16 protein-coding genes are annotated in these 16,290 nt (G+C 43.0%); all 16 read left to right on the top strand.

What is annotated here, in order from left to right; all coding sequences use genetic code 11:
- The first annotated feature begins 4 nt into the window (after window positions 1–4).
- The 16 genes from NYE25_RS07135 (at window position 5) to NYE25_RS07060 (ending at window position 16,282) form a co-directional block, all read left to right on the top strand.
- Window positions 5–418: a LysM peptidoglycan-binding domain-containing protein gene (locus NYE25_RS07135; RefSeq protein ID WP_341145540.1), complete on the top strand. Its 414-nt coding sequence runs from the start codon at window positions 5–7 to the stop codon at window positions 416–418.
- A gap of 109 nt (window positions 419–527) precedes the next feature.
- Window positions 528–737 carry a DUF896 domain-containing protein gene (locus NYE25_RS07130; protein WP_042188845.1) on the top strand — a complete coding sequence of 70 codons (210 nt, stop codon included), beginning with the start codon at window positions 528–530 and terminating at the stop codon, window positions 735–737.
- Window positions 738–786: 49 nt separating this feature from the next.
- Entirely contained in the window at window positions 787–1,314 is a 528-nt protein-coding gene (locus NYE25_RS07125) for a hypothetical protein (protein ID WP_149647306.1), read from the top strand.
- A 33-nt stretch (window positions 1,315–1,347) separates the two neighbouring features.
- Window positions 1,348–2,133, top strand: a complete 786-nt coding sequence (locus NYE25_RS07120; RefSeq protein WP_341145539.1) for an HAD family hydrolase — start codon at window positions 1,348–1,350, stop codon at window positions 2,131–2,133.
- 263 nt (window positions 2,134–2,396) lie between these two features.
- On the top strand, window positions 2,397–2,834 hold the full coding sequence (locus tag NYE25_RS07115; protein WP_341145538.1) for a FixH family protein: 438 nt from the start codon (window positions 2,397–2,399) through the stop codon (window positions 2,832–2,834).
- A 174-nt stretch (window positions 2,835–3,008) separates the two neighbouring features.
- The gene (gene metH / locus NYE25_RS07110) at window positions 3,009–6,386 is read left to right on the top strand and encodes a methionine synthase (protein WP_445667169.1); all 3,378 of its coding nucleotides are present in this window, start codon (window positions 3,009–3,011) and stop codon (window positions 6,384–6,386) included.
- Between the two features lie 144 nt (window positions 6,387–6,530).
- Entirely contained in the window at window positions 6,531–7,478 is a 948-nt protein-coding gene (rnz, locus tag NYE25_RS07105) for a ribonuclease Z (RefSeq protein ID WP_341145536.1), read from the top strand.
- Window positions 7,479–7,762: 284 nt separating this feature from the next.
- Entirely contained in the window at window positions 7,763–8,551 is a 789-nt protein-coding gene (locus NYE25_RS07100) for an HAD-IIA family hydrolase (protein WP_341055309.1), read from the top strand.
- Between the two features lie 46 nt (window positions 8,552–8,597).
- Window positions 8,598–9,413, top strand: coding sequence for an Fpg/Nei family DNA glycosylase (locus tag NYE25_RS07095; RefSeq protein WP_341055306.1), 816 nt, complete (start codon window positions 8,598–8,600; stop codon window positions 9,411–9,413).
- Window positions 9,313–10,260: a deoxyribonuclease IV gene (locus NYE25_RS07090; protein ID WP_341145535.1), complete on the top strand. Its 948-nt coding sequence runs from the start codon at window positions 9,313–9,315 to the stop codon at window positions 10,258–10,260. Before NYE25_RS07095 ends, NYE25_RS07090 begins: the two co-directional genes overlap by 101 nt.
- Before the next feature lie 2 nt (window positions 10,261–10,262).
- Window positions 10,263–10,607: a cyclic-phosphate processing receiver domain-containing protein gene (locus NYE25_RS07085; RefSeq protein ID WP_042188830.1), complete on the top strand. Its 345-nt coding sequence runs from the start codon at window positions 10,263–10,265 to the stop codon at window positions 10,605–10,607.
- Window positions 10,604–10,927 carry a thioredoxin family protein gene (locus NYE25_RS07080; protein ID WP_231573284.1) on the top strand — a complete coding sequence of 108 codons (324 nt, stop codon included), beginning with the start codon at window positions 10,604–10,606 and terminating at the stop codon, window positions 10,925–10,927. Before NYE25_RS07085 ends, NYE25_RS07080 begins: the two co-directional genes overlap by 4 nt.
- The gene (locus tag NYE25_RS07075) at window positions 10,927–11,709 is read left to right on the top strand and encodes an ABC transporter ATP-binding protein (RefSeq protein WP_341147695.1); all 783 of its coding nucleotides are present in this window, start codon (window positions 10,927–10,929) and stop codon (window positions 11,707–11,709) included. Before NYE25_RS07080 ends, NYE25_RS07075 begins: the two co-directional genes overlap by 1 nt.
- Window positions 11,706–12,773 (top strand): SAM-dependent methyltransferase, encoded by a 1,068-nt coding sequence (locus tag NYE25_RS07070; RefSeq protein WP_340970165.1) that lies wholly within the window; start codon window positions 11,706–11,708, stop codon window positions 12,771–12,773. The genes NYE25_RS07075 and NYE25_RS07070 overlap by 4 nt, the downstream gene beginning before the upstream one ends.
- Window positions 12,774–12,892: 119 nt before the next feature.
- Complete coding sequence (locus NYE25_RS07065; RefSeq protein WP_341145534.1) at window positions 12,893–14,392, top strand: serine/threonine protein kinase; 1,500 nt, start codon at window positions 12,893–12,895, stop codon at window positions 14,390–14,392.
- A gap of 336 nt (window positions 14,393–14,728) precedes the next feature.
- Window positions 14,729–16,282: an ABC-F family ATP-binding cassette domain-containing protein gene (locus tag NYE25_RS07060; RefSeq protein WP_042188823.1), complete on the top strand. Its 1,554-nt coding sequence runs from the start codon at window positions 14,729–14,731 to the stop codon at window positions 16,280–16,282.
- Window positions 16,283–16,290 lie beyond the last annotated feature (8 nt).

Genomic DNA, 16,290 nt, shown 5'->3' with positions numbered 1-16,290 from the left:
ATTCATGTTAAAATACAGTACATACCGTAGCATCTACGATAAAGCCCCAGTGGTTGAATCTTTAGGACATAATCCTATTACCCGTTATTCAGCTCAGATTAAAGAGATTACAGAGCTTTTGCTTGAAGGCTTGATGCGTTTGTTCCGTAGAGATTTTGTTATTAAACTGACATTGATCATCGTGCTCGTACTATCAGGACTTACAGTAGTAGGTAATGTATTTGCAGGATCTACTACTTTAATGAAGGATGAGAAGCGCGTAGTGGTTGAACGTGGAGATACACTTTGGAGTATTGCTCTTGAGAATAAACCTTCTGATATGAAAACGGCTGTATATATAGAAGGAATTAAAAAATCCAATGGCATTAAAGGTAGTCAGATTAATGCTGGAGATGTTCTCACTTTACCTATATATTAATATTCTAAGAACATAATAAGAGGACATGAAGAGCTTGCAGGGAGTAAACCTTGACAAGCTCTTTTTCTCATGGCAGAGTTAGAATTAATTTATAAGGGGAGGGAAAGTTTTGAATATTGATGAGTTGGTCGCGCGTATTAACGAATTGGCACGCAAACAGAAGAGCGTAGGCCTTAATCAAGAGGAAACGGCGGAACGCGCCAAGCTTCGTGAAATTTATTTGGGGAATATTCGCAATAACTTCCGAGCACAATTGAATACGATTGAATTGGTCGATAATGATGAGCATGAACAAGGTAACAAGGGGCGTAAGCATTAACACCCTGTTCCTTTTCATAGATATTACTGGATGACTAGGGGGAACGCATATGGCCCGTTCTTGGGAAAGAATGGTTCAACGCAACACGCAGCAAATTAATAAGCAAAGAAAGAAACAGGGGAAGGAAACGATTTACGCATCTAAATCTAAATCTCCTGGTAAGAACAGTGAAACCTTTAAAGGCCGTAACATTGCATTTCCAGTAGTGTTATTAGTGCTTGGTACTATGTTTTGGATGGTTGGTTCAGTGGACCAGGCCAAAGGTAATGGTATGCTTATGAACTGGCTAGGAGTCGTTTTGTACTACTTACTAGCGGCACTTCTGTTCTTCCGACGTCCGTACTTGAAGGTAGAGAATGCTAGACTATCTACTATAAAATTCAACCGCGAACGTTATCTGCCAGCTTCTGATATTGAGAAAATCATCCTTTCGCGTGGAGCTGTTGTAATTAAGCATAAAGGCAAACGCACGAAATGGATTTTTACCAGACTTATGAATCGTTATGATACCAATGCAATGGGGACTCGACTGGAAGCATTCGCAAAAGCTCACCAAATTGAAGTAGTTCACGAATAGAAATTAACCAGCCATGGGAGAGGGAGACCTGTAATGCCAATTTCCGCCGTACTATTTGACCTTGATGATACACTGCTCTGGGATGATCGGAGCGTTAATGAAGCATTTCGTTCTGCATGTGAAGCCGCTGGGGATACGATTGATCCACAAGAACTGGAACTTGCGGTGCGTAAAGAAGCCATTGGACTATATGAATCCTACGAAACGAACCCGTTTACAAAGATGATTGGGATTAATCCGTTTGAAGCACTTTGGGGGAACTTTACTGCAGGTGAACAGCCGGAATTCCGTCAATTGGAGCAGCTTGCACCGGGATATCGTAAAGAGGCATGGCGTCGTGGTCTTGCAGCACTTGGTGTAGAGGACGAAGCTCTTGCTGAGACATTAGCAGCCAAATTCGCAGCAGAGCGTAGAAATCGACCTTACATCTATGAAGAAACGATTCAGGTGCTTGAAGAACTGAAGGGGAAAGTGAGGCTATTGCTTCTGACTAATGGATGCCCTGCATTGCAACAAGAGAAACTAGATAGCGTACCTGAAATCGTTCCTTTCTTTGATCACATCGTGATTTCTGGAAGCTTCGGAAAAGGAAAGCCGGATAAGGAAATTTTTCTGCATGCCCTAGAACTTTTAGATATTGCACCTGAGCAAGGAGTTATGGTCGGAGATAAGCTTACAACGGATATTCGTGGTGGGCTGGCAACAGGTTTGACTACAGTTTGGATTAATAGAAAAGGCAAACAGCCAGATCCGGAAATTCAGCCGGATTATGAAATCAAACATCTTGGAGAGCTTCTTTCATTAGTCCAATCTTTATAAAATTGAGTAGAAGAGGCTTTCATTCATTTAAGCTTTAAGATGGCAGTGAGTTCCTAGGTATCTAGGAGACTTGCTGTCTTTTTTATATCTACATCATATTTAGTATGTTAGATGAGATTTACTAGTATATGATTTAAGTCACAAGAGTTTAGCTGAATTGATGCGAAATACTGAAAAACCAATAATAATGTGTATAATAGATGGAGAATGTATAACATGAATTGGTAGATTCTTAGTAATCAATTCGACTGGGAGGAATCTAAATGAAGATTTCAAGAACAATAGTTCCTTTATTATTAGGTGCAACACTTTTAGTATTGGGAGGATGTTCATCAGACCAAACTAAACATTCTGGCGTACATAATATGAACATGAACATGAACATGGACATGTCTATGGAACCTATCAAGGTCGAGTTACATTGGAATCCTGAAGAGGTTGTTGTAAATCAGAAGGTGACCTTTGAAGCAGTGGTGACACAAGACAACTTGGCAGTAGATGATGCGAAAGAGGTTCTGTTCGAAATTGTGAGTAAAGATGATAGTGAACAGAAAATTGAATTTAAAGGAAAGCTAGTCAGTGATGGAATCTATCAAGCAGAGGGAACACTAACGAAAGAAGGACAATATATTGTTACATCACACGTAACTGCTAGAACTCAGCATTCTATGCCTAATAAAGAACTCTCTGTAAAACCATAATTAAAAGAATAGCAATTCCTATGATTACAGATAATGCAGAGTGGAAAGGAAGGCTTTTCGAAATTCCTTTATTCTGCTAAACTTACTCTAATGTTTTACTGGGGGGACTATACGTTGGCTAAATATACACTTGAGGAAAGCTTACAACAAAGAATATTAATTCTAGATGGTGCAATGGGCACAATGATCCAACAGGTGCCTCTGACAGGTGAGGATTTTGGTGGGGAAGAATTGGACGGCTGTAATGAAATGCTAGTATTAACTCGTCCAGAAGTAATTCAGACGATTCATGAGCAGTATCTTGAAGCAGGTGCTGATCTCATTGAAACAAATACATTTGGTGCAACGTCTGTTGTACTTGCTGAATATGATATTCCGCAACGGGCTCGTGAAATTAATCTGGTTGCAGCACAGCTAGCCCGTAATGCCGTTGATAAATATGATACACCAGATCGTCCCCGCTATGTTGTAGGTGCGATGGGTCCTACAACAAAGACACTCTCTGTTACGGGAGGCGTGACTTTCCAAGAGCTCGTTGATAGCTACGAGGAACAGGCAGTGGCATTGATTGATGGTCAAGTAGATGCGTTATTGCTAGAGACCTCTCAGGATACTTTGAACGTGAAGGCTGGAAGTATAGGTATTCGAAATGCATTTGAGAAGACGGGTATCAAATTGCCAGTGATGATTTCGGGAACAATAGAGCCGATGGGTACCACACTTGCCGGTCAGAACATTGAAGCATTCTATATTTCTTTAGAACATCTGAAGCCTATCTCTATAGGCCTGAACTGTGCGACGGGTCCAGAGTTCATGCGTGATCATATTCGTTCACTTTCTGCAATCTCTTCAGCGGCTGTGAGTTGTTATCCGAACGCTGGACTGCCAGATGAGAATGGGCATTATCATGAATCTCCTGATTCTCTTGCGCGTAAAATTGCTGCGTTTGCAGAAAAGGGATGGCTTAACATTGCGGGAGGTTGTTGCGGAACAACACCGGAACATATCCGTGCTATGTCGGAGGCACTTTCACAATTCCCTCCACGTCCGCTTGCAGGAAATCATCCACCGGCACTTTCTGGGATTGAACCTATTTATATTGAGAACGACAACCGTCCATACATGGTTGGTGAACGTACGAATGTATTAGGGTCGCGTAAGTTTAAACGTCTTATCGTCGAAGGTAAATATGAGGAAGCCTCAGAAATTGCCCGTGCACAGGTGAAGAGTGGTGCTCAAGTTATCGACGTCTGCGTGCAAGATCCGGACCGTGATGAGATTGAAGATATTAAGCTGTTTCTAGAATTAGTTGTAAAAAAGGTTAAAGTTCCTTTGATGATCGATACTACCGATCCGAAGGTTATTGATCTGGCATTACAGTACTGTCAAGGTAAGGCGATAATTAACTCCATTAACCTTGAAGATGGTGAAGAAAAATTTGAGCTGGTCACTCCATTGATTCATAAGTATGGCGCAGCTATCGTAGTGGGTACGATTGATGAGACAGGACAAGCAATCAAGGCTACGGACAAACTGGAGGTTGCCAAACGCTCCTACGACTTACTAGTGAACAAATACGGATTAGCTGGAGAAGACCTTATTTTCGACACGCTTGTGTTCCCTGTAGGAACCGGGGATGAACAATATATTGGCTCTGCTAAAGAAACTATTGATGGGATTCGTCTAATCAAAGAAGCACTTCCAGGTGTTCATACGATCTTGGGGATCAGCAACGTTTCCTTTGGATTACCGGAAGCAGGACGTGAAGTGCTGAATTCAGTATTCCTCTATGAGTGCACTAAAGCTGGGTTGGATTATGCGATCGTAAATACCGAGAAGGTAGAACGTTATGCGTCTATTCCTGCTGAAGACCGTCGTCTTGCGGAGGAATTAATTTATAATACGAATGACGACACGCTTGCTGCTTTTGTAGCCGCCTTCCGAGGGAAAAAGGTTGAGAAAAAAGAGAAAATTTCTAACCTGTCACTAGAAGAGCGTCTGGCTTCATATGTAGTTGAAGGCACCAAAGAAGGACTTATTCCAGACCTAAATGAGGCGCTTACCAAATCAGGACCTTTGGAGATTATCAATGGCCCGCTAATGGCCGGGATGTCAGAGGTTGGACGGCTGTTTAATAACAATGAGTTGATTGTTGCTGAGGTGCTGCAAAGCGCTGAAGTGATGAAGGCTTCTGTTGGTCATTTAGAGCAGTTTATGAAGAAGGATGAGACATCGGTAAAAGGTAAGATCATGCTGGCAACTGTAAAAGGCGACGTGCATGATATAGGTAAGAATCTGGTGGAGATCATCTTATCCAATAATGGTTATCAGATCATTAATTTGGGTATAAAAGTACCACCTGAGACCATTATCGAAGCGTTTCGTCGTGAAAAAGCCGATGCGATCGGATTGTCTGGACTACTCGTAAAATCGGCACAGCAGATGGTGCTGACTGCGCAAGACCTACGCACGGCTGGGATTGATGTGCCTATTATGGTAGGTGGTGCTGCCTTGACTCGCAAGTTCACCAAAACACGTATCCGGCCGGAATATGATGGGCTGGTATTATATGCTAAGGATGCTATGGATGGACTCGATATTGCTAATCGGCTTATGAATCCTGTTGAACGGGAGAAAATTGCCGAGGAAATTCGAGTGGAAGCAGAATCCGCAGTGGCAGTTGCTCCTAAGCAAGAGCTTCCTACGCTGACTAGAGCTGTGCGCTCCAAAATATCTCCAGATGCACCTGTATTTGTTCCACCGGATTTAGAGCGCCATGTCATTCGTAATTATCCATTGGGGCATATTATCCCTTATGTGAACATGCAGATGCTGCTCGGTCACCATCTGGGACTACGAGGTTCTGTAGAGGCGCAATTAGCTGCTGGTGATGAGCGGACTGTGGAGTTGAAAGGTACTGTCGATGACATTCTACATCAAGCGATGCTGGAAGGTACGATTACTCCTCATGCGATGTATCAATTCTTTCCGGCACAATCAAGTGGTAACGATATTATCGTGTATAATCCACAGAATACAGCCGAGATTCTGCATACCTTTACTTTCCCAAGACAAGGTGTTGAGCCTTATCTCTGTCTAGCGGACTTTTTGAAGTCGGTCGACAGTGGAATGATGGACTATGTTGGATTCCTCGTGGTAACTGCGGGACACGGTGTTCGTGAGCTCTCTACAGCCCTTAAGGATAATGGAGATTATTTACGCTCACATGCGTTACAATCTGTAGCGCTGGAAGTAGCAGAAGGATTAGCGGAGCGTGTTCATCATATGATGCGTGATACATGGGGCTTCCCAGATCCTGCAGATATGACCATGAAACAAAGACATGGGGCAAGATATCAAGGGATTCGTGTATCCTTTGGTTATCCTGCATGCCCAGATCTGGAAGATCAGGGACCACTATTTAAACTGTTATCCCCAGAGGATATCGGTGTTCACCTTACAGAAGGCTTTATGATGGAGCCTGAGGCTTCCGTTTCGGCGATGGTATTCGCTCATCCAGAAGCGCAGTATTTTAATGTAGAGAAGCTGTAATTCTTTCATTTATACACCCGGTCTGTAGGGGGATTGTATCCCTTTCAGCGGAACCTCCCGTAACTGGGGGGTTTTTTGCTGGAAGAAGGACGTTTAGAATAGATAAGAGATAGTTCAGCCAATAAGAAGAAGGGAGGAAGAGGGATGGAATTATATTTTTTAGGTACGAATGCAGGGGTACCAACTATACAACGCAATGTAACGTCGATTGCATTAAGACTTCTGGAAGAACGCCGTAGCATTTGGATGTTCGATTGCGGGGAAGGGACTCAGCATCAGGTTCTTCGCTCACCGATTCGCCTAGGGAAGCTGGAAAAGCTATTTATTACACATTTACACGGAGATCATCTATTTGGTCTTCCAGGTTTATTATCTAGTCGTGGTTATCAGGGAGGGACATCTCCTTTAACGGTTTATGGTCCCCCTGGATTGAAGGCATACTTAGATATATCCTTAGCTGTGAGCCAATCCCGAATTCCATACAAGATTGAGATTGTCGAGCATACAGGAGGAACGGTATTTGAGGATGATGGTTTTAAAGTGGAGGCAGCATTATTAGAGCATCGTATTGATAGCTATGGTTACCGGGTAACGGAAAAGGATAGTCCCGGGAGCCTCAATACGGAATTACTAAAGAGTTATGGCTTAAAGCCTGGACCGTTATATGGAAAATTAAAAAAAGGTGAAGATGTTCTAACGGATGACGGTGTTCGTATCTGCGCTGCTGATGTTGTTAGAGAACCTAAAAGAGGGCGTATTGTTACGATCTTGGGAGACACAAGACCTTGTTCAGGAGCTTTAGAACTCTCACTTCATGCAGACCTTATCGTTCATGAAGCAACCTTTGCTCATGATCTGGCAGAAATGGCGTATCAATACCATCACAGTACAGCACGTCAAGCTGCAGAGCTAGCAAAGGAAGCCAATGCAGGCCAACTATTGTTGACTCATTTCAGCTCTCGCTACAGTTCGTCTGAAGAGTTGATTCCTTTGCTGGAAGAAGCTGAGCTCGTTTTTCCAGAGACATTGTTAGCGGAGGAATTCGGCACATATCCAATTTATCGAAGACAAAACGGGCAATTGGGGAAATGATTATTTTCCGGGAAAGCGCAGGAAATGACAGTGCTATGCTAAAAAATGCTCGATGAGTCTCTCGTTCGATTTCATTCGACGAAGTGTGTTAGATTTAAAGTAATTACAGCGTGTAAGAGGTACGAATGGCTGGAAATCTTGCCGAAAATAAAAGGGCAATACCATCAAACAAAAAGTATTATTAATCATTCTAAATCCAAGCTGGGCTTAGGTTGAATGTTCATTAATACCGTTATTAATTTATTACATTAATTAATTTTTTTATGGAAATAGAGGGATTTATAATGGAACAGATTAAAGGATTATTGATTGACTTAGATGGTACGTTATACCATGGGCATAAAATGATTCCTGGTGCTGATTTACTGATTAAAGGTCTGCGTGAAGCGGGCATTCCTTTTTTATTTGTTACCAACAATTCATCGCGTACAGCGGCTAATGTGGCTGCACATTTATGTGGAATGGGAATCGATGCGAAAGCTGAGGAGGTATGTACCTCATCAATGGCGGCCGCACGTTACATAGCTGAGGAATCACCTGGGGCTGCAGTGGCGATACTTGGAGAAGAGGGTTTGCATGTGGCTTGTACCGAAGCTGGGCTCCGCATCGTCACAGACTCACCCGATTATGTACTGCAAGGCATCGATCGCTCCTTCAACTATACGTCGCTCTCGCAAGCTTCGCGCTGGATTCTGGGAGGAGCAAAGTTTGTACTCACTAACCCAGACTTAATGCTGCCATCAGATGATGGCATTATGCCAGGCGCAGGAACGATCGGAGCAGCCATCGAGGCTGCTAGTGGAGTGAGTCCGGTAGTGATTGGCAAGCCGGAATCCCATTTAATCAAATTTGCGACAGATCTTCTTGGTATCGAGCCTGAACATGCAGTGGTTGTCGGTGATAATATGCGTACAGATATAGCAGCTGGAGTAAATGCGGGCTGTCGTACAGTTCTTGTATTTACCGGATTAACCAATGCAGAAAATCTTGACCACTATAAAAACCTTACCGGAATCTCACCGGATGAAATTTGTGCCGATTTAACTGAACTTAAAACGATTCTCGGTGTATAATAGCTAGGATCTTATTACTTCACCAACCTAGAAGGGACGATGAGCTATGCCGGAATTGCCGGAAATGGAGAATTATAGAAAGCTGCTTAGTCAGCATATTATAAATGTGCCAATATCTGATGTAATCGTGAACAGAGAAAAATCAATTAATATGGAAACAGAAGCTTTTAGAAATGCATTGATCGGTGCGCGTGTTGTTTTTGTTGAGCGGCGTGCCAAGTATATTTTGTTTCATCTTCATGATGGAAGAAGACTACTTTTACATTTGATGCTTGGTGGAATACTTTTTTATGGCAGGGAGGAAGAACGGCCGGATCGTAACACACAAGTCGAAATCGCATTTGGAGATCATATCCTTTACTTCATTGGACTTCGCTTAGGCTATCTACATTTGCTGTCGGTGAAGGAAAGCGAAGCCACAATGGGTAAGCTTGGGCCTGAGCTGCTGGATCGTCGGATGACGCTGGAAAGATTCACTGGATTATTAAAGGGACGGAGAGGTGCGCTCAAAAGCCTGTTAGTAAATCAGCATGTGATGGCAGGAGTCGGGAATTGCTATGCTGATGAGATTGCTTTTGAAGCTAGGCTTTTACCTTCTGTACAAGTACAAAATTTAACATCTGAATCTATAGCCCGTCTTTATGAGAGCATCCAAAAAGTACTGACTGAGGCCACTGAAATTGGTGGGTATATGGAAATGCCGTTTATGACTGGGGATACTGTTACAGGTTCATATAATAATCAATGTAAAGTGTATGATCGTGAAGGCGAGTCTTGTCTTCGTGATGGGGGAACGATTATCAAAACAGAGCAGTCTGGACGCAAAGTGTTTTATTGCCCAAACTGTCAGCATGACGAATAGCTCCAAAATAGGGGCACATGTTAGCATTCGCGGTGGTTATGGGAGAGCTGCCCGATTCGCTTGGGAGAGCGGTGCAACATGTTTTCAATATTTTCCTAAAAATCCGCGTAGTTTGAAACTTAAACAGGTAGATGTAAGAGATACGAGGGATTGTGCGCTCTTTTGCCAAGACAAAGGGATTGCTTCGATTGCTCACACACCCTATGGGATTAACATGGCGGCTGGTGTAGATGATGTTACTCCGCGAAAGGTTTATGTATCCTCTCTCTTAAATGATCTAGAGATTGCAGAAGCTTGTGGTTCATTAGGCATCGTTGTTCATTTTGGACATTTTGGTGGAATGGAGCCGTTACAAGGCTATCAAAATATTATACAATGTATGAATGATGTGCTTCAGTCCTGGGATGGACGTACTAAGCTGCTTATAGAGAATCAAGCGGGCAACCATGGAAATGAAGGAATTACACTTGAAGAACTCGTGAAAGTTCGAGAGCTTAGCCAATTTTCGGAGAAAATAGGATTTTGTTTGGACACCTGTCACGCTTACGCAGCTGGTATCTGGAACCCTGAGCGAACGGAAGACTTCCTTGAACGAGGAGAGCGACTTGGATTTTGGCCACATCTTGTTGCTGTTCATTTAAATGATTCTAAGTTTCCTTTCGACTCAAGACGCGACAGACATGCTGGAATCGGACAAGGACATATTGGAGAGCAGGGGCTGAAAAGCTTATTGTCCTCCAAGCTTTTACGAAGCTCAGCTGTTGTCATGGAAACGGAGAAGGGTGCGGATGGCAGTCACCGAAAAGAAATTGCTACTGTGCGTGGTTGGTTTGAAGCGGAGGCGTAATTGTGATTCATATCTATATGGATGATCTTCGAAAGGTACCTAAAGGGTTCGCTCTGGCTCGTTCGACGGAAGAATGTCTTCTAATGCTGCGTGAGTGCGAGGTGGATATTTTATCACTGGATTACGATATGGGACCGGGTGATTATTCGGGTGGAGAAGTTGCCAGACGGATCGTACTGGAAGGACTGTTCCCCCGAGAAATCTATTTGCACACTTCCAGTCTGTGGGGGCGAAAAGAAATGTATGAGATCTTATATACTGCTAAACCTGAGGGGATGCTTTTGGTAAATGGTCCCCTGAGTTCTGATAAGCTTCGCGATATCGCCGAGGAGACGGACTTGAAATGAAGGTAATGAATGAAGTGGAATTACTGGAGGCGCTCAAGAGTTCAGGAGAACCGCTTGTAGTATTCTTACACACTCCACTGTGCGGTACTTGTAAGGCTGCTGAACGGATGTTAGAGGTGGCGGCTCATCTATTGCCTGCTGAACTTCAAATGGTTGCAGGCAATGTGAACATGCTGCCGAATTTGGTACAACAATATCGTATTACGAGCGTTCCTGCACTACTTGTAGCTTCTGCAGAACGGGAAAATGATCCGAAAGTTTATTATTCCATGGTTTCAGTTGAGCGAGTGCTGGAATACATAAGGAGTGTTATATCATAATCATTTCATTACAACATTTATCTCTCCGCAGGGAAGAAAGCTTAATCTTGGACGATGTGTCGCTAGAAGTTAAAGAAGGTGAGAACTGGGTCATTTTGGGACGGAATGGCTCTGGTAAAACCACAATCTTAGAGATGATGACTGGTTATTTGTTTCCTAGCAAAGGGACTGTAGAAGTGCTGGGTTATAAATATGGACAATGTGATATACGTGAGGTTCGTAAAGAAATTGGCTATATCGGGCCTTCCTTGATGGAAAAGATGTCATTAAATGATCCGGTGTGGGAGGTCGTAGCAACAGGTGCTTACGCTTATTTGCGTTTCTACGAGACGATCCCCTCCGAAGTAAAAGAGAAAGCAATCAGCATGCTGGAAGATATGAATCTAGGCAATATGGCATTTCATCCTTTTGGGACCTTGTCACAGGGGGAACGTAAAAAAGCTATGCTGGCAAGATGTCTTATGGCTGACCCTAAGCTATTAATTATGGACGAGCCATGTGCCGGCCTTGATCTATATGAAAGGGAAAAAATGCTGGCTGAAATAGACAAACTGAGACAGCGTAATGTTTCTGTAGTATACGTAACTCACCATGTGGAAGAAATTGTCCCGCTTTTCACGCATGTTGCATTAATCCGTGAGGGTAAGCTAGCTGGATCTGGACCGAAAGAAGAAGTATTAACGAAAGAAATGATCTTGGCCACTTATGATATTCCTGTTGATGTTGAATGGGATAGCGGTCGTCCCTGGATTAAAATTAGACCTGGAGGCAAAACGATTTGAACGATTTAAGACAAGATACCGAAGAGCAGAACATTGCTCCGGAAGAAGAAGTGTATTCCCGATATATTTGTACAGCTAATCACGGATTTGCGCCTTATGCGCAAGAAGAGCTTCGCCGTTTATTCGGTGCTGTGAAGAGTACCTTGTTACTACCAGGAGAAATCTTTCTGGCTACATTGCAATCTGAACCAGAGGAAGTAACGCGCCTACTCACACAGAATCTTCCCATTTTCCTGCGTCATATACAACCTGTTCAGTTTCAGGATGAAGGAACCATGGAAGCTCTACAGCGTTTGGCGGTGTATTTAAGTCGCCACACTGAGCTTGAGGGTGAAAAGGTATCCCTAAATGTTCGTAAAGGTGATCCTTCCTTCTGGCAGGACAGTCCAGGAGAACTTCGTGAATGGCTCCAAGAGCAATTGCAGAGCTTAGGCGCAGAATTTACTGTGCAAGATCCAGCCTGGGTTATTTCAGTCTACGCAGACGGGAATGCCTTATATGCAGGTGTGTCCAGACCAGAAGCGAATTTATCTAGCTGGAATGGCGGTGCCATCCGTTTCCGTAAGGAAGATGGACAAATCTCACGTGCCAAGTTCAAACTAATGGAAGCCGAGAAGGAGTTTGATATTCCTTTTTACAGTTTCCGTAATGCGTTAGATATTGGTGCTTCTCCAGGTGGGTGGACTTCTTTCTTACTGGAACGTGGAATGAAGGTTACAGCTGTTGACCCTGCGTTAATGCATGAGTCCCTACGTAATTATCCGGGCTTGAAAATCCTTCGTAAAAACGCAGGAGAAGTAAAATTCCGGGACAATGAATTTGATCTGCTCGTGTGCGATATGAGCTGGAGTCCTAAGCTGATGGCGAAGCTAGTAACCGGGTTACTCCACAGTCTGTCACCGGGTGGAACAGCCATTGTGACCGTAAAACTGATGCATAAGAAACCACTTGCGATGATCAAAGAAATTATTGCGATGTTTGAAGGGGAGCGCATGCAGATTCAGCGTGCAAAGCAGCTGTTCCATAATCGTGATGAGATCACACTTTATATGATTAAATACTAATCAAACAAATTTTAAATTACTAAGGGAAAGCATCCCGTTATTAATGTTAACCGTATTTTGCGGTAAGAACATTAATGGCGGAAGCTTTCTCTTTTTTTCGCGAAAAAGGGGGAGTTAGTTTGTATTTTGAGACGAAGCTTAAGATTGGACAGGTTATTGATGACAGATACAAAATTACGGACCTGATTGGTTCAGGTGGGATGAGTATTGTTTATCTTGCGGATGATTTGCGGCTAAAGGGAAAACGATGGGCTGTAAAAGAAAGCTTATGCTTAGATGAGCTGCATTCGGACATCCAAGCGGAAGCCGATATGTTAATTACATTAGATCACCCACGATTGCCGCGTATTGTCGATTTCTATCTTCCAGATCGAGAAGGGTATTCCTATTTAATCATGGACTATATTGAAGGTGTGAGCTTGAGTCAGCTAATGAGGGATAATCCCGGACCTTTACCAAGTGACTTCGTCATTCAGGCGGCTAAACAGCTTTTAGAAGTCCTTCAATATCTGCATAGTCATCAACCACCGATTATCTATCGTGATCTAAAGCCTTCAAATATCATGTTGACACTGCAAAAAGAACTGATGTTAATTGACTTTGGGATCGCACGAAGCTACAAACACGGTATCTCTGAAGATACGGTTAAGCTTGGTACGGTTGGCTTCGCGGCACCTGAGCAATATGGAAGTGGGCAGAGTCAGCCGGTATCCGATTTATATGGACTAGGAGCATTAATTCTCTATATGGCAACTGGAGGGCAATGTAGTCAATGGGAGTTTGGGATGGAGAATAGGCTTTATAACCATATGCCATCTGGCATTGTTCCAATCATAAGACGCTTATTACGACATCACGCTGAGGAGCGTTATCAGAATGCAGAAGCAGTTCTACAGGCACTAATTCGTATGGAATCTGAAATGGATAGAGGAAATGATTTTACTAATTCAGTCCCACGCTCTCTCGAAAAGCGAAAAGCGATGGTCATTGCCATACTCGGAGTTGCTTCAGGTCTTGGAACAACACATACTTCATTCGCAGTGAGTAGCTTACTTGTACAGAAGGGGACAACTGCATGGGTTGATTTTTCTCCTGATTCATCGGTTTATGAACGCATTCGCAGCATGTTATACACACAGATTACAACTGTCGCAGCCAAGGATGAGAAATCTGCTTTTTCATGGAAAGGGGTACATTATTGGAAACGTCCTATTCGCGGAAAAATGGCTGATTTGATGAGAGGGGATTATCAATTTGTAGTGTTGGATCTTGGCGTTGGGGAATATGAAGGGGCGCTTGATGAGTTCAAATATAGCGATATGCCGATTCTAATTACTTCTGGTGCAGATTGGCGACTCGAAGATTTACTAGTGTGGCTTAGGCGTAAAAGGTTACAGCCTGAAACGAATTGGAGGGTGGGGTTACCACTCGCAGAACCCTCAACTGTACAACTGTTGCAAACCGCTATAGGTACAGATAAGATTTATGGACTACCTTTTCAGCAAGATCCATTCAAGCCTAAGGGGAAGTTGGTAGAAGTGATCAATGAAATGTTTGAGGGAATATTAGATGTACCCAGTAAGGGGAAAAGCCGTAGTTTTTTTCAAAAGAAAGGCTGAATAAAGCGGTTCTCTATGCTTCCTCTTTTCACTCAACTAACTTTTAGTTCAGTGTTGCATTAAAGTGTGTTAAAATATATATTTATACGTGTTTTGAAAAATATAAGAAAGTATAAGTTTTACACTATACTTTATCTTTATATTTCTTGCATGAACGCTTACCGTCCTATAGGGACGCCGAAGACGTTTCTGCTTGAAATATAAGAAAGTATAAGCTTCACACTATACTTTATCCTTATATTTTTACGAGAAACGTTTGTCGTCTTTAAAAGACCACAACGTCGTTTCTTCTTATTACGCATTATTTAAGTATAGACAGGAGCTTGCGGAGAATTTATGAGTTTACTTAGTGTAGAAGACGTTTCCCACAATTTTGGGGATCGGACGTTGTTTAAAAATGTTTCTTTCCGGTTGTTACCGGGTGAACATGTAGGAATCGTAGGAGCAAATGGCGTAGGAAAATCGACGCTTATGAATATTTTGACTGGAAAACTGTTGAAGGATAGTGGAAAAGTAGAGTGGACGCCTCGCGTCCGTTACGGTTACTTGGATCAGCATACGATCTTAACGCCAGGGAAAACCATCCGTGATGTATTGAAGGACGCTTTCTTGCCACTTTTAGAGCTGGAACAGGAAATGCTAACTATAACTGAAAAGATGGGCGACGCTTCTCCTGAAGAGTTAGAGATGTTACTCGAGCAAATGGGGGACATTCAGGAACAGCTGGACATCGGAGATTTTTATCTTATTGATGTAAAAGTGGAGGAAATGGCGAATGGTCTTGGCCTATCCGTCATTGGACTTGACCGTGATGTCGCTTCACTAAGTGGGGGTCAGCGCACAAAGGTTCTGCTCGCGAAGCTTCTGCTTGAGAAACCGAATGTACTATTGCTGGATGAGCCTACCAACTATTTGGATGTTGAGCATATCGACTGGTTAACTAACTATTTGAAGCAATATCCATATGCATTTATATTGATCTCTCATGATACGGAATTCATGAATAAAGTCGTAAATGTGGTCTATCACCTGGAGTTCGGTAAACTTACTCGATACACTGCGAACTACGAGAAATTCCTGAATATGGCCGAGATGAATAAGATCCAACACATAGATGCTTATGAGAAACAACAGGATTTTATTAAGAAACAAGAGGATTTCATTCAGCGTAACAAAGCTCGTGCCTCCACATCTGGACGGGCGAAGAGCCGTGAGAAACAGCTGGATCGTATGGATCGAATTGATCGACCAGAAGAAGCTGCAAAACCTACCTTTAAGTTTAAAGAGAGCCGTGCCAGTGGCAAAACAGTCTTCGAAGGCATTGATTTCGAAATTGGTTACGACCGTCCGCTTCTACCTATGCTGAACATGACCATTGAACGTGGAGAGAAGATCGCTATAACTGGCTGCAATGGTGTTGGTAAATCGACGCTACTGAAGACTATTCTTGGCGTGATTCCAACATATAGCGGTAAAACCTATCTAGGAGATTATCTGAACTCAGCGTATTTCCAGCAAGAAGTGAAAGCAGCTAATCTTACACCTATTGAGGATGTCTGGAATGAATTTTCTAGTCTAACTCAGAATGAAGTGCGTGGACATCTAGCTCGCTGTGGTCTGAAAAATGAACATATTACCCGACCGCTTAGCATGCTGAGTGGTGGCGAACAAGCTAAGGTCCGTCTCTGTAAGCTGTTGATGCGTGAGAGCAACTGGGTTCTGTTCGATGAACCTACCAATCACCTTGATGTTATTGCCAAGGCAGAGCTGAAGCGGGCATTACAAGAATATAAAGGCACAGTCCTGCTCGTCTCCCATGAACCTGATTTCTATGAAGATTGGGTTACGAAAATTTGGGATGTTGAACAGTGGTCAGCAGTACAAGTATAGAATCATCA

Source organism: Paenibacillus sp. FSL E2-8871, from assembly GCF_038000345.1.
GTDB lineage: Bacteria > Bacillota > Bacilli > Paenibacillales > Paenibacillaceae > Paenibacillus_AQ.
The sequence above is the reverse complement of the archived record's forward strand: the minus strand, read 5'-3'. Positions and strand labels throughout refer to the sequence as shown.

What these genes read in the sequence shown, in the direction of transcription:
- NYE25_RS07135 (WP_341145540.1), top strand. Translation starts at nt 5, where the DNA reads ATGTTAAAATACAGTACATACCGTAGCATCTACGATAAAGCCCCAGTG.
- NYE25_RS07125 (WP_149647306.1), top strand. Translation starts at nt 787, where the DNA reads ATGGCCCGTTCTTGGGAAAGAATGGTTCAACGCAACACGCAGCAAATT.
- NYE25_RS07120 (WP_341145539.1), top strand. Translation starts at nt 1,348, where the DNA reads ATGCCAATTTCCGCCGTACTATTTGACCTTGATGATACACTGCTCTGG.
- NYE25_RS07115 (WP_341145538.1), top strand. Translation starts at nt 2,397, where the DNA reads ATGAAGATTTCAAGAACAATAGTTCCTTTATTATTAGGTGCAACACTT.
- metH (WP_445667169.1), top strand. Translation starts at nt 3,009, where the DNA reads ATGGGCACAATGATCCAACAGGTGCCTCTGACAGGTGAGGATTTTGGT.
- rnz (WP_341145536.1), top strand. Translation starts at nt 6,531, where the DNA reads ATGGAATTATATTTTTTAGGTACGAATGCAGGGGTACCAACTATACAA.
- NYE25_RS07100 (WP_341055309.1), top strand. Translation starts at nt 7,763, where the DNA reads ATGGAACAGATTAAAGGATTATTGATTGACTTAGATGGTACGTTATAC.
- NYE25_RS07095 (WP_341055306.1), top strand. Translation starts at nt 8,598, where the DNA reads ATGCCGGAATTGCCGGAAATGGAGAATTATAGAAAGCTGCTTAGTCAG.
- NYE25_RS07080 (WP_231573284.1), top strand. Translation starts at nt 10,604, where the DNA reads ATGAAGGTAATGAATGAAGTGGAATTACTGGAGGCGCTCAAGAGTTCA.
- NYE25_RS07060 (WP_042188823.1), top strand. Translation starts at nt 14,729, where the DNA reads ATGAGTTTACTTAGTGTAGAAGACGTTTCCCACAATTTTGGGGATCGG.